At 64.5% G+C, this 12,600-nt stretch carries 16 protein-coding genes; 6 read left to right on the top strand and 10 right to left on the bottom strand.

Going from position 1 to position 12,600, the window contains the following annotated elements; all coding sequences use genetic code 11:
* The first annotated feature begins 181 nt into the window (after window positions 1-181).
* The 3 genes from QTI66_RS12005 (at window position 182) to QTI66_RS11995 (ending at window position 908) form a co-directional block, all read left to right on the top strand.
* Window positions 182-412, top strand: coding sequence for a hypothetical protein (locus tag QTI66_RS12005; protein ID WP_286559733.1), 231 nt, complete (start codon window positions 182-184; stop codon window positions 410-412).
* Entirely contained in the window at window positions 393-560 is a 168-nt protein-coding gene (locus QTI66_RS12000) for a hypothetical protein (RefSeq protein ID WP_286559994.1), read from the top strand. Before QTI66_RS12005 ends, QTI66_RS12000 begins: the two co-directional genes overlap by 20 nt.
* A gap of 171 nt (window positions 561-731) precedes the next feature.
* Window positions 732-908, top strand: a complete 177-nt coding sequence (locus QTI66_RS11995) for a hypothetical protein (protein ID WP_286559732.1) — start codon at window positions 732-734, stop codon at window positions 906-908.
* Between the two features lie 161 nt (window positions 909-1,069).
* Here the strand turns inward: QTI66_RS11995 and QTI66_RS11990 are convergent, their stop codons facing one another.
* From QTI66_RS11990 to QTI66_RS11975, 4 genes are read right to left on the bottom strand one after another with little or no spacing between them, the layout of a single operon-like run.
* Entirely contained in the window at window positions 1,070-1,543 is a 474-nt protein-coding gene (locus QTI66_RS11990) for a VOC family protein (protein ID WP_286559731.1), read from the bottom strand.
* Window positions 1,544-1,561: 18 nt separating this feature from the next.
* Window positions 1,562-2,317: a DUF899 domain-containing protein gene (locus tag QTI66_RS11985; protein WP_286559730.1), complete on the bottom strand. Its 756-nt coding sequence runs from the start codon at window positions 2,315-2,317 to the stop codon at window positions 1,562-1,564.
* 10 nt (window positions 2,318-2,327) lie between these two features.
* The gene (locus tag QTI66_RS11980; protein WP_286559729.1) at window positions 2,328-2,792 is read right to left on the bottom strand and encodes an SRPBCC family protein; all 465 of its coding nucleotides are present in this window, start codon (window positions 2,790-2,792) and stop codon (window positions 2,328-2,330) included.
* A complete protein-coding gene (locus QTI66_RS11975; RefSeq protein ID WP_286559728.1) occupies window positions 2,675-3,130 on the bottom strand; it encodes an ArsR/SmtB family transcription factor in 456 nt (151 codons plus the stop codon). The genes QTI66_RS11980 and QTI66_RS11975 overlap by 118 nt, the downstream gene beginning before the upstream one ends.
* A 119-nt stretch (window positions 3,131-3,249) precedes the next feature.
* On the opposite strand from QTI66_RS11975, the gene QTI66_RS11970 reads away from it, so the two are divergent.
* A complete protein-coding gene (locus QTI66_RS11970; protein WP_444814985.1) occupies window positions 3,250-4,500 on the top strand; it encodes a formylglycine-generating enzyme family protein in 1,251 nt (416 codons plus the stop codon).
* Window position 4,501: 1 nt separating this feature from the next.
* Entirely contained in the window at window positions 4,502-5,938 is a 1,437-nt protein-coding gene (shkS, locus tag QTI66_RS11965) for a surface-behavior sensor histidine kinase ShkS (protein WP_286559727.1), read from the top strand.
* 187 nt (window positions 5,939-6,125) lie between these two features.
* Here shkS and QTI66_RS11960 read toward each other — a convergent pair whose 3' ends face one another.
* The 6 genes from QTI66_RS11960 to QTI66_RS11935 form a co-directional block, all read right to left on the bottom strand.
* The gene (locus tag QTI66_RS11960; protein ID WP_286559726.1) at window positions 6,126-6,728 is read right to left on the bottom strand and encodes a response regulator transcription factor; all 603 of its coding nucleotides are present in this window, start codon (window positions 6,726-6,728) and stop codon (window positions 6,126-6,128) included.
* Window positions 6,729-6,806: 78 nt separating this feature from the next.
* Window positions 6,807-8,132, bottom strand: coding sequence for a tryptophan--tRNA ligase (locus tag QTI66_RS11955; RefSeq protein ID WP_286559725.1), 1,326 nt, complete (start codon window positions 8,130-8,132; stop codon window positions 6,807-6,809).
* 26 nt (window positions 8,133-8,158) lie between these two features.
* The gene (locus QTI66_RS11950) at window positions 8,159-8,830 is read right to left on the bottom strand and encodes a site-2 protease family protein (protein ID WP_286559724.1); all 672 of its coding nucleotides are present in this window, start codon (window positions 8,828-8,830) and stop codon (window positions 8,159-8,161) included.
* Between the two features lie 46 nt (window positions 8,831-8,876).
* On the bottom strand, window positions 8,877-9,512 hold the full coding sequence (locus QTI66_RS11945; RefSeq protein WP_286559723.1) for an L-threonylcarbamoyladenylate synthase: 636 nt from the start codon (window positions 9,510-9,512) through the stop codon (window positions 8,877-8,879).
* Between the two features lie 28 nt (window positions 9,513-9,540).
* Complete coding sequence (locus QTI66_RS11940; protein ID WP_286559722.1) at window positions 9,541-10,470, bottom strand: DMT family transporter; 930 nt, start codon at window positions 10,468-10,470, stop codon at window positions 9,541-9,543.
* Complete coding sequence (locus tag QTI66_RS11935) at window positions 10,467-11,321, bottom strand: 3',5'-nucleoside bisphosphate phosphatase (protein ID WP_286559721.1); 855 nt, start codon at window positions 11,319-11,321, stop codon at window positions 10,467-10,469. Before QTI66_RS11935 ends, QTI66_RS11940 begins: the two co-directional genes overlap by 4 nt.
* 285 nt (window positions 11,322-11,606) lie before the next feature.
* On the opposite strand from QTI66_RS11935, the gene ppk2 reads away from it, so the two are divergent.
* A complete protein-coding gene (gene ppk2, locus QTI66_RS11930) occupies window positions 11,607-12,524 on the top strand; it encodes a polyphosphate kinase 2 (protein WP_286559719.1) in 918 nt (305 codons plus the stop codon).
* Window positions 12,525-12,600 lie beyond the last annotated feature (76 nt).

Raw genomic sequence — 12,600 nt, 5'->3', positions numbered from 1 at the left:
TTCTGGCGATTGATTGCAAGTTCCGTCCTCATGCCGACAGGGCATTGCAGCCAAGCTTACGTGACAAGAATGAACCGGGACTTTCGATTTCCCTTCAACGAAAGTATTTTTCGTTGTTGGTGCAAGCTCGGCGCGTTCATACGATTTCTGTCGCTCGTCACACAAGCCAAGGAGACACGGGATGCCGCTGGAGTTTCTTCGACAGATTGCCCAGGAAAAGTTGCCGCTGGCGGTCTATGCGCCGGCGGACATCGACCGCCTGCGCGTGCTGCGCGCCGCCGATCTGGTCACCGCCCTGATTCCGCCGGCCGAGCCGCTGGAGGGCGGCGGGCAGAGCCACAAGGCCGCACAGGTGCTGGCCATCACCCCCAGAGGCCGCGATGCGCTCAGAGATGAAACCGAATCTGTCTGAGGACGAGGGCGTGCGCCACGTCCAGCCCGGCGGCGACGAGCCGCCGCCCGAGCCCGTTCCGGGGCAGGACGACCCGAATCCGCAGCCGGTGAATCCGCCGGGGCCCTCCACCGAAGACGATCCGCCCGCTCACCAGCAGCCGCAATGAGCGGCAGCCTCGCGTCAGCAATTGCCCATGGGTGAAGACGGCATCAATGCGGACAAGCTTTGCAACTGAACGCTGACGGCACCAGTGGCGGCCCGCCGCTCCTTCGCGCGATGGGAAAGACCTATCTTGCAACTACAGGATCTTCCGCATCTTCCGCTCAGGAGAATTGCCATGAACGAGAACAGCAGCAGCAGCCTTCGCAGCACCGAAACCTTCGGCTGGCGCTTTTGCTACGAATGCACCGGGCCGCGCGAATCGCGCCTGCACACGACGAACGAATCCGAAGCGTTCTTCTGGCACCTGCTCGGCTACGAGGTGGTGCGGCTTCTCGAGCGCGTCGAGCGCTGAACATGGTGGGAGAAGCATCATGCAAATACCCATGCAGGCAGTCCCTTCGTCGCAGGACCCGCGCATCGTCGTTGCGTGGATTCGCGCATGCATCTGGGCGACCGTTGAAGGCCGCCCCTTCTGCTCGCTGCACTGAGTGAGCCGTGCGCGCCTTGCCGCGCTCAAACGCCGTCGTAAGCCCTTTGCAGGCCGCCGATGTCGAGCTTGACCATCTTCATCATGGCCTGCATCACGCGGCTTGACCGGGTGGGGTCCTTGTCCTGAAGGTATTTGCTCAGGATGTTGGGCACGATCTGCCAACTCACACCGAACTTGTCTTGCAGCCATCCGCATTGCTGGATGGTTCCGCCTTCACCGAGCCGTGCCCAGTAGTGATCGATTTCGTCCTGCGTGTCGCAATGCACGTAGAAGGAAATGGCTGGCGAGAACTTGAACATCGGCCCGCCGTTGAGCACCATGAATTCCTGGCCTTCGAGTTCGACGCTCGCGCCCATCACGCTGCCCTTGGGGCCGGGGCCCGCATCGCCGTAACGCATCACGTTCGACACCTTCGAATTCTTGAAGATCGACGTGTAGAACTCGATGGCTTCCTCGGCATTGTTGTCGAACCACAGGAAGGGAGAGATCTTTTGCATGGGGGATTCCTTTTTTGTTCAGTTGCAGCAGGCGTGCGGGACGGTGGCTGCGCCGCCGTCGTATTCGTCATGGCGCTTGACCCAATGCTGCATCTTGGCGCCCGTGGCGGGCTCTGAACGGCCCTTGGGCACCATGTCGAGCAGCGTGTAGGCACCGAGCAGCCCTTCGCCGCCGCGGCCAAAGGATGAATAGGTGTGGAAGACGTCCCCGCGTTCGTCCTTGAAGAACACGCTCACGCCGGAGGCTTCCGGCCCCCAAGGCGCCTGCATCTTGAAGTTGTAGTCCACGAGGCCTGATGCCACCTGCTTCGGCGTGAACGACACCTTGAAGTCGTAGTTGAAATCGCTGCCGCTGGAGGACGCCCATTTCACGTTCCAGCCCATGCGCGCGCGATAGCGTTCGATTTCAACGAGCGGCGCACGCGACACCACGACCACACTCACGTCGTGATGCGCCAGGTGCACCAGTGCGCCCTGCATGTGGTCGAGCACGAAGGAGCAGCCGATGCAGCCCGCTTCGTCGCCCGGCGCGAACATGAAGTGGTAGACCACCAACTGGCTGTTGCCGCCAAAGAGCTCTGCCAACGTTCGTGTGCCTTCGCGCGTCTGGAAGGCGTAGGCCTGGTCGAGCTTGACCCACGGCAGGTCGCGCCGTTCTTCGCTGAGGCGGTCGCGCAGGCGGGTGAGTTCCTTTTCAAGCGCGACGTGGCGCGTGCTGGCTTCGATCCACTCGGCGCGCGAGACGACGCGGTGGCCTTCGATCCGGTTGCTCATTTCGGTCCTTTCAGAATGTGTGAACGAAACGCGCGAGTTTTTCGAAGGTGGGAGTCCATCCGCCTTCGTGGTCGTCGCGCGCGACCTCGTCGTGGAACTGCTCATGCAGGAAATCCATCTGCGTGCCGGTAGCGGTGGGTTCGAAGCGCACCGTCACCAGCGATTCACGCTCGGGCGTACTGACCCAGGCCCACGTGAACACCAGCTTGCGCTGCGGCACCACCTCGCGATAGACGCCGTTGACTTCATGCTCGCCGCCGTCCTTGGTGTTGAAGGCCACGTTGAAATGCCCGCCCACGCGCAGGTCCACGCTGGCGCGCAGCACGGAGTTGTCGTGGCCCGGACCGAACCAGACGCTCAACGCTTTCGGGTCGGTCCACGCGTGCCAGACTTTTTCTGGCGCGACTTCGAAGTGGCGCTGGAGGCGGAGGGCGGGTTTGTCGGCGCGGGCGGCGGTGCCGGCGGTTTGGGCCATGGGTTCAACTCCTGGTCGTGATAGAGGAATCGTCCGAGTGCATCGAAGCGCTCGGTCCAGAACTTTTCATAGCGGGACAACCACACGGCGGCCTCCTGCAAGGGCTGCGCGGAAATCTCGCAACGCACGACGCGGCCTTCCTTCTCTCGCGCAATGAGGCCGGCGTCTTCGAGCACGCGCAGATGCTTCATGAACCCGGTCAGGGACATGCCGTAGGGCTGGGCAAGTTCGGTCACGCTCTGGCTGCCCTGGCCGAGCGCGAGCAGCACGTCGCGCCGCGTGCTGTCGGACAAGGCGGCAAAGACAAGATCGAGGTCGGCGTGTGAAGACTTAACCATTTGGTTCAGTATCTAGCGAGCCGGAGGCGCGTGTCAAGAGGCAATGCTGCTTGTGTTGGGGTCTTTGCCGTTGCGGCGACGGCACGGCGTTGGCGCGAGTCTCTTGCTACAGTTCGCGCATGAGCCGTGGCAACCGAAAACCGCAATCCTCGAAATCCGTTGCGCCGCGAGCCGTTGCCGCGCCCGCGGTTGCCGTCAAGGCGCCTTCGCGCCGGCGCGAGTGGCTGATCGGCGCGGCCGTCATAGCCTGCGCTGCGGCAGGCTATGGCGGCGTCATGCTGCTCACCGGAAAGAGCGCGCCCAAGGGGCCGCAGGTCGTGCTTGGCGACGGCAAGAAGGGGCCTGCGGACATGGCGTGGGTGCCCGGCGGCGAGTTCCTCATGGGCAGCGACAGCAAGAACGCGCAGGCCAACGAAAAGCCCGCGCACAAGGCGCAGGTGCATGGCTTCTGGATGGATCGCCATCACGTCACAAACGCCGAGTTCCGCCGCTTTGTCGACGCGACCGGCTATCGCACGACGGCCGAGCTTCCGCCCGACTGGGAAACCGTCAAGGTGCAGGTGGCGCCCGGCACGCCCAAGCCGCCTGAAGGCTCGATGGTGGCCGGTGCCATGGTCTTCGTGGGCACGCCTGCGGTGGTCGACTACAGCGACTTTTCCCGCTGGTGGCGCTACGTGCCGGGCGCCGACTGGAAGCATCCGCAAGGCCCGGGCAGCAACATCGACGGCAAGGACGCGCACCCGGTCGTGCAGGTGAGTTACGAAGACGCGCTGGCCTACGCCAAATGGGCCGGCAAGCGCCTGCCGACCGAGGCCGAATGGGAGTTCGCCGCGCGCGGTGGACTGGAGCAAGCCACCTACGTCTGGGGCGAAGATTTCGCGCCGGTCAAGGGGCAGCAGATGGCCAACGTGTGGCAAGGGCAACAACCGCGTCAATTTCCGGTCGTCAACGCCAAGGCGGGCGGTGCGGTGGGCACCAGTGCCGCAGGCACCTTTCCGGCCAACGGCTACGGCCTTTACGACATGACGGGCAACGCCTGGCAATGGGTGGCCGACTGGTATCGCGCGGACCAGTTCCGGCGCGAAGCCTCGGCCGGCAAGGGCCTGGACAACCCGCGCGGCCCCAACGACAGTTTCGACCCCACGGAGCCCGGCGTGCCGGTCAATGCACCCAAGCGCGTGACGCGCGGCGGCTCCTTTTTGTGCAACGAGGACTATTGCTTGAGCTATCGACCCAGCGCCCGCCGTGGCACCGATCCCTACACCAGCATGTCGCACCTGGGCTTTCGCCTGGTAATGGACGAAGACGCGTGGAAGGCAAAGCAGAAGACGCAAGCGTCGGCCACGGCCGACGGTTCGCGCGGCGGTTGACGTGAGGGGCAATTCAGCCTTCGCCGGGCTCGGCAATTCGTCCTTCGCCAGCCTCACGCCGGCGCCCGCGACGGCGGACGAGGCAGAACCGTGGGTGCGCGGGGAACTCATCCGCAGCCTGATGCGCGCAGCCCGCGGCTCGTACCTGCTGTCCGCCTTCATGATGCCGACCATGGCCGCGCTGTGCTGGGGACACGTGCCCAACTGGCAGCTGCTCGCCTGGCTCGGCTTTGGCGTGGTGGTGACCGCGTGCCGGGTGTGGGGCGAGCGTGTTTACGCCACCCAGTACGCGGCGCGCGACTCCGCTTCGCAGCAGCGCTTCATGGAGCGCTTTCACCACCTCTGGAGCGCGAGCGGGTTGGTGTGGGGTTTGTCGATCCTGATCTTCTTCGAGCGTGCGCCGCTGGTGAACCAGTTCATGTGCTGGCTCATCGTGGCGGGCGTGGCGACCTTTCCGCTCAACAGCCTGTCGTTGCATCCGCCGCTGCTCAACCGCTACATCAATGCGCTCTTCATCTCGATGATGTGCGCCTTGTTCTATCGCATCCTGCAGCTCGATTTTGCGAAGGCGAACTTCAACTACGGGTTCCTGGCGCTGCCGCTGTTGCACTGGTGGATGCTGCTGCGCGCCGGCCGCCGCATTCACGAGACGGCACGCAACAGTTTCGAGCTGCTCTATCACAACCACATCCTGATCAACTCGCTGACGCAGCAGCGGCAGGCCGCGGTGGCCGCGGTGGCGATGAAGAACCGCTTTCTGGCCAGCGCGGCGCACGACATGCGCCAACCCGTGCTGGCCTTGTCGCTCTATGCCGACTGGCTGCGCAACGAGCCCGAACTGGTGCAGGAGATTGCGCCCAAGATCGTTCGCGCCACGCATGCGGTCAACGCGCTTTTCGATTCGCTCTTCGACCTGGCGCGCATCGACTCAGGCCAGGTGCGGCTGCACATCGCGCGCGTCGACGTCAAGCAACTGTTGCATGACCTCGAGCTGCAGTACCGTCCCGTGGCTGAAGCCAAGGGCCTGACCTTCCGCGTGCACGCCACGGCCGGCACGGTGCTCACCGACCCGATTCGCGTGCGCCGCATGATCGGCAACCTGATCGCCAACGCCATCAAGTACACCGCGGAAGGCGGCGTGCTGATCGCCTCGCGCCACACCCGAGACGGCCTGCGCGTGGAAGTGTGGGACACAGGCATCGGCATCGCGCGAGAGCATCTGCGCGATGTGTTCCTTGAGTTCTACAAGGTGGCCGACCACGCCGGCACCTCCGACGGCTTCGGCTTGGGCCTGGCCATCGTGGCACGGCTGTCGCACGCCTTGGGGCATCCCGTCAGCGTCCGCTCCAGACTGGGCCGAGGCAGCGTCTTCCGCGTCGCACTGCACGACGCCGACGAAGCGCAAGCACAATCCCGCATCTCAGGCGCGGTGGGTTAACAAGCCTCCCGGCTTTTCACTCCGCTTCGCTTCGTGTAATTCGCCACCTCCCGAGGAGGGGACCTCACCTGCGGCCCGGCGAAGCCGGTTCCGCGGTGTGGGGCTTGGATTGGACGCGCGGGAGCGCTTCGAGCTTTGGGCGAATGGCGGCGCGGCAGGGGCAGCTGGAGGCCGCGTCCCCTTCAGATCAGCTAGAAGTTGAGAGCAAGCCGTGGTTGCGTGCGTGGTGCAGCGCTTGCGTGCGGCTCTTGACGCCCAGGCGGCGGAACAGGCGCCACAGGTGCACCTTCACCGTGTGTTCGCTGATTTCCAGCTGCGTGGCGATTTCGCGATTGCTCATGCCCTTGTCGAGCATGGCGATCAGTTGCGTCTGGCGCTTGGAGAGCTTGCTGTTGTTCGCGGGTGCGGCGTCTTCACGCTCGTCGTCGGCCTGCAGCAGTCCGCGCAGGGCGGCAGCGAGTTCGCCGGAGCCGGCAGATTTTTCGATGTAGATGTCCGCGCCGGCTTCGATGCAGGCTTCTTCCATGTCCGCTGCGGGCGAGGCCGAATACACCGCCACCGGAATGTCGGGATAGGTGTGCTTCACGGCCAGCACGCCGGACACGCCGGTCGTGTCCGGAAGCTTGAGATCGAGGCAAAAGAGCTCGGGCGTGCCGTGCTGCCGCACGGCTGCCGCGAGGCGGTCGAGACGTTCCAGTTCGACGATGTTCTCGGCGGGACGCAGACGGCGCAAAACCATCACGATAGCGTCACGCATCAGGGGATGATCGTCGATGACGTAAATGCTCATGCTTCAAATTCAATTCGCGCATTCCGGGTTCGGTGGGACCGTTCTTTGTTGTATGGCCCGGAGCGCTTTCCTTCTCCCCTAACTTTCGCCTGTTGACCTGGCGAGCGCCTCAAGCGCTTGTGTCGCTGCGCGCGCACCCTCATTGTCGATGGGTTCGAGCTGCGCCGCGAAAGATATCAAAGATTCGTGCGGAAGTTGTTGCAACGCGCCAATTACGCGGCCTGCTTCTTGCGGGGATTGGAAGCCGCGGCTCTGTAAAAGCGTACTTCCTTGTTCATTCTGGAGCTTGAAGTAGAAAAGCCCGTCCTTTTCCCGATACTGTTTGAAACCAGTTTTGGTCACCTTGGCGACTTTGGCAGCCTTTGCGGAGGGGTTTACGGCGGTCGCCGCGAGGCTTCGAAGGCCCACGGCGTGCCTCAGGCCCGTGGTAAAGGGCTTTGAGATCGCCCGGGCCTTCCCGGCGCCGGCCTGCAGGGTGCGCTCGATTTGCGAGGGATCGGCCATCAAGGCTTCGTAGCGTTCGCGCAGCGGGCCGATTTCCTGGTCGATGCGCTCGAACAGCAGTTGCTTGGCGTCGCTCCAGCCGATGCCGTCGGCAAAGGCCTTGCGCATCGCCTGCGTCTCGTTTTCCGAGGCAAAGGCCTGGTAGATCTGGAACAGCGCGGAGCCTTCCGTGTCCTTGGGCTCGCCCGGCGCGCGCGAGTCGGTCACGATGCCGGCAATGAGCTTTTGCAGCTGCTTGCGCGGCGTGAAGAGCGGAATCGTGTTGTCGTAGCTTTTGCTCATCTTGCGGCCGTCCAGGCCGGGGAGCAGGGCGACGGCGTCGTCGATCACCACCTCGGGCAGCGTGAAGTGCTCGCCATACAGGTGGTTGAAGCGCTGCGCGATGTCGCGCGTCATTTCCAGGTGTTGCACCTGGTCGCGGCCGACCGGCACCTTGTGGGCGTTGAACATCAGGATGTCCGCGGCCATGAGCACCGGGTACATGAACAGGCCCGCGCTCACGTCGCCATCCGGGTCTTCGCCCCTGGCAACGTTCTTGTCGACCGCCGCCTTGTAGGCGTGCGCGCGGTTGAGCATGCCCTTGGCGCTCACGCAGGTCAGCAGCCAGGTGAGTTCGGGAATTTCCGGAATGTCGGACTGGCGATAGAAAGTAACGCGCTCCGGATCGAGTCCGCAGGCCAGCCAGGTGGCGGCGATCTCCAGCGTGGAGCGCTGGATGCGCGACGGCTCGTCGCACTTGATGAGTGCGTGGTAGTCCGCCAGGAAGTAGAAGCTCTGGACATTGTCGTGGCGGCTGAAGTGCACCGAGGGGCGCACCGAGCCGACGTAGTTGCCCAGGTGCGGCGTCCCCGTCGTGGTGATGCCGGTGAGGTAACGGGTGATGGAGGGAGTCGAGGCCATGTTGGACTTGCGGTTTCTTCGGCAGGTCAGCGCAGGAGCGCTGCAAAGGGAATCAGCAGGAAATTGATGACGTCGTAGCCGACGCCCATGAGCGGCTGCAGCCACCACTTGCCCACGACGCCGGCAATCACCAGGCCCATCACGATGAAGAATCCGAAGGGCTCGATGCGCGCGAGCAATTGCTGGGCACCGCCGCGGGGCAACAGGCCCGCCAGCACGCGGCCGCCATCCAGCGGAGGCAGCGGAAAGAGGTTGAAGGCGCACATCACCAGGTTCACCAGCACGCCGCCTTGGCACATCTTGACGAAGAAGGGCTCCCGCACGCCAGCGGCGACCAGCGCGACCAGCAGCAAGGCCCACAACACCGCCTGCACGAAATTCGAAGCGGGCCCGGCCAGCGCCACCCAGACCATGTCGCGCTTGGGATGGCGCAGTTGCCCGAAATTCACCGGCACCGGCTTGGCGTAGCCGAAGAGGAACGCGCCCGAGGTCGCGAAATAGAGCAGCAGCGGCATCAGGATCGTGCCCATCGGATCGATGTGCTTGACCGGATTGAGCGTGACCCGACCCATCATCCATGCGGTGTTGTCGCCGAAATAGCGGGCTGCATAGCCATGCGCTGCCTCGTGCACGGTGATCGCGAAGATCACCGGAATGGCATAGATCAGGATGGTTTGGATGAGGTTATTGATGTCCACCCGTCAATTGTCTCAGAGCGCCCGAAAGGCCCGGCTTAAGGAGACCTTAGAGCCCCAAGGCGGCCAGCGAGCCGCGGCCTTGCCGCACGACGATCGGGTCGTTGCCGATGCCCATGGGCGTGAGGTCGACCACCGTGGTAGGTTGGGACGGGCAGGCGCCGGCGTCGATCACGCCGCCGATCTGCTTCTCGAAGCGCTCGCGAATCGATTGCGCGTCGTTGAGCGCCTCGGTCTCGCCGGGCGGAATGAGCGTGGTGGCCAGCAGCGCTTCGCCGTGCAGCATCAGCAGCTCACTGAGCACCTTGTGGTCGGGCACGCGCAGGCCGATGGTCTTGCGCTGCGGGTGGCTCACGCGGCGCGGCACTTCCTTGGTCGCCTCGAGCAGGAAGGTGTACGGCCCGGGCGTGGCCGCCTTCAGCAGCCGGTATTGCTTGTTGTCGACGCGCGCGTAGTTGGCCAACTCGCTCAGGTCGCGGCACAGCAGGGTGAGGTGGTGCTTGTCGTCGACCTGGCGGATGCGGCGCAACTGGTCGATGGCGTCCTTGTCGTCCAGGTGGCAGGCCAGCGCATAGCTCGAATCGGTGGGCACGGCAATCACTTCGCCGCGCGCCAGCAGCGCCGCGGCCTGCTTGAGGAGGCGGGGTTGCGGATTGTCGGGGTGGACTTCGAAGTACTGGGCCATGTTGGGTTCAGGGTGCTTTTGCTGCAGTCTACGATTCCGTGGGCTCGATGGGCACGCGGCGTTCCCGCACCGTGAGCCACGCGCCCGCCGCGCCGCACACGGCGATCATGCCCATGCCCACGAGCGAAACAAAATCCGGAATGTTCGAAAACACGAGCCAGCCGCCGAACATGGCAAAGGCAATCTGGGTGTAGAGGTAGGGCGTGAGCGTGGACGCGGCCGTGCGCTGGTAAGCCAGGATGAGAAAGAAGTGCCCGATGGTGCCCATGAAGCCCATCAGGCACAGCAGCGCCCACCAGTGCCACGAGGGCAGGGCGGTCCAGCCGAAAGGCAGCGCCAGCGACGCGATGAGCGTGCCGACCCAGCCCGTGTAGAAGTGCATGGTGAGCGGATCTTCGGTGCGCGCGAGCTTGCTGGTGAGCACCTGGAACCACGCGTTGGTGACCACCAGCCCGAGCGGGAGCAGCATCGCCCAGGTAAAGGCCTCGCCGCCGGGCCGCAAGATGACGAGCGTGCCAACAAAACCGCCCGCCACCAGCGCCCAGCGCAGGGGCGACACGCTCTCCTTGAGCGTGGTGGCCGCCAGCAGGGTGATGACCAGCGGCGTGATGAGCACGATGGACGTGAACTCGGCCAGCGGCATGTAGCGCAGGCTCAGGAAGGCGAACATGCTGGAGCCGAGCAGCAGGGCGCCACGCAGCGCCTGGTACTTCGGGTGCGCGGTGTACAGCAGTGCGACGCCGCGGCGTGGCAGCAGCCAGGCCGTTGTGGCCACCGCCTGGAAGAAATAGCGGAACCACACGCCCATCACGATGGGCACGACGGCGGTGGAAACCTTGGTGGCGGTGTCGAGCGTCGCAAAGCAGGCCAGCGCCAGCAGGGCGAGGCCGATGCCGGCGAGGATGCGTTCAGATTCGAGGTCGCGGGTGCCCGGCGCAACAGTTGGCGGCGCGCTCACTGGAAGCGATGCTCCAGCAACTCCCAGACAGGTTGCAGGTTGCCGGGCAGCCACGGAAGCTTGCCCAGGTCGCAATGGCTTTCGTCGGGGCTGTGGAAGTCGCTGCCGCGCGAGGCGGCAAAGCCGAACTCGAGGGCCTTGTCGGCGTACTCGGCAAACTCGGCGGTGCTGTGGCTGCCGGTGACGACTTCGATGGCCTGTCCGCCGTGCGCCTTGAATTCGAGGAAGAGTGCGTACTCTTCGTTGGCAGTGAATTTGTAGCGGCCGGGGTGTGCGATGACGGCAAGGCCCTTGGCGGCGGTGATCCAGTGCACCGCGTCCTTGAGGGTGGCCCAGCGGTGCGGCACGTAGCCGGGCTTGCCTTCGGTCAGGAACTTGCGGAACACCTCGTTGGTGTCGCGGCAGTGGCCCGCTTCGACGAGGAAGCGCGCAAAGTGGGTGCGGGAGATCAACTCCGGATTGCCGACGAACTTGAGCGCGCCTTCGTAGGCACCATGGATGCCGATCTTGGCGAGCCCATCGGACATCTCCATGGCGCGCTTGCCGCGGCCGCCGCGGGTGTCGTACAAGCCTTGGGTCATGGCGGCGTCGTCGGGGTCGAAGCCGAGGCCGACGATGTGCACGGTCTCGTTGGCGAAGGTGACGGAGATCTCGGTGCCGGTGAGGTACTTGATGCCGTTGGCGCGCGCTGCGGCGGCGGCGCGGTGCTGTCCGCCGACTTCGTCATGGTCGGTGAGCGCCCAGAGTTCCACGCCATTGGCGGCAGCGCGGGCCGCGAGTTCTTCGGGGGTGAGCGTGCCGTCCGACACCACGGAGTGGCAGTGAAGGTCGGCGTTGAGGATGGAAGTCACGTCTTGATCTTATTCTTTCTCGATCGGGCTTGCAGGGGCTCGGGCACTGTTGGGTGCGCTCGCAAAACGATAGCAGTGGGATGTGGCCGCAGCTGTTTGAACGGAGCGAAGCGCAGTGAGTTCTGCGGCCCCCGCCTTTTCTGGGGAGCAGCAGCGAAGTCCGAAGGACCGCAGGCGTCAGCCGACCACAGGCATACCGCCCACCGGCGCCTCCCCGCCCGCAGCACTTTGTCACCCACTCGTCACGCTCCCGACACATCATCAGTGTTTTCATCGCCTACGACCATGACACTCCCAGACCTCACCAACGAACACGACGACCTGATGCAGCGCATCGCACGCGACGTGGTCGACAGCTTCGACGAAGAGATCGAACTCGAGCTGGACGACCGCGAGATCGACGAAGGCGGCATGCCGCGCGACATCGACAAGGAGGCGCGTCGCGTCTACTTCAAGGAACTGTTCCGCCTGCAAGGCGAACTGGTCAAGCTGCAGGACTGGGTGCAGCACACCGGCCAGCGCGTCGTCATCCTCTTCGAGGGGCGCGATGCGGCCGGCAAGGGTGGTGTCATCAAGCGCATCACGCAGCGGCTCAACCCGCGTGTCGCGCGTGTTGCGGCGCTGCCTGCGCCCAACGACCGCGAACGAACGCAGTGGTACTTCCAGCGCTACGTCGCGCACCTGCCGGCGGCCGGCGAAATGGTGCTCTTCGATCGCAGCTGGTACAACCGCGCGGGCGTCGAGCGCGTCATGGGCTTTTGCACCGACGATGAATACGAGGAGTTCTTTCGCAGCGTGCCGGAGTTCGAGCGCATGCTGGTGCGCTCGGGCATACGGCTCATCAAGTACTGGTTCTCCATCACCGACGACGAGCAGCACATGCGCTTTCTCGGCCGCATCCACGATCCGCTCAAGCAATGGAAGCTCAGCCCCATGGACCTGGAAAGCCGGCGCCTGTGGGAGGAGTACACCAAGGCCAAGGAAATCATGCTCGAGCGCACGCACATCCCCGAAGCGCCGTGGTGGGTCGTGCAGGCCGTGGACAAGAAAAAGGCGCGGCTCAACTGCATCAACCACCTGCTGGAGCAGATGCCCTATCACGAAGTGGCGCGGCCGCCGGTTGCGCTGCCGGCACGCGTGCGCAATGCGGACTACCTGCGCCATCCGGTTCCGCAGGAAATGATGGTGCCCGAGCGCTTCTGACTGAAGAGGGGCGCCGGACGAAACCGTTTCGTTTGCAACCCATTCGGGGGCGGCATGTTGCATCACGTCCACGCAA

The organism is Variovorax brevis (assembly GCF_030317105.1).
Classification (GTDB): Bacteria; Pseudomonadota; Gammaproteobacteria; order Burkholderiales; family Burkholderiaceae_C; genus Variovorax; species Variovorax brevis.
Note: the sequence above shows the minus strand (reverse complement) of the source record. Positions and strands in the feature narration are given on the sequence as shown.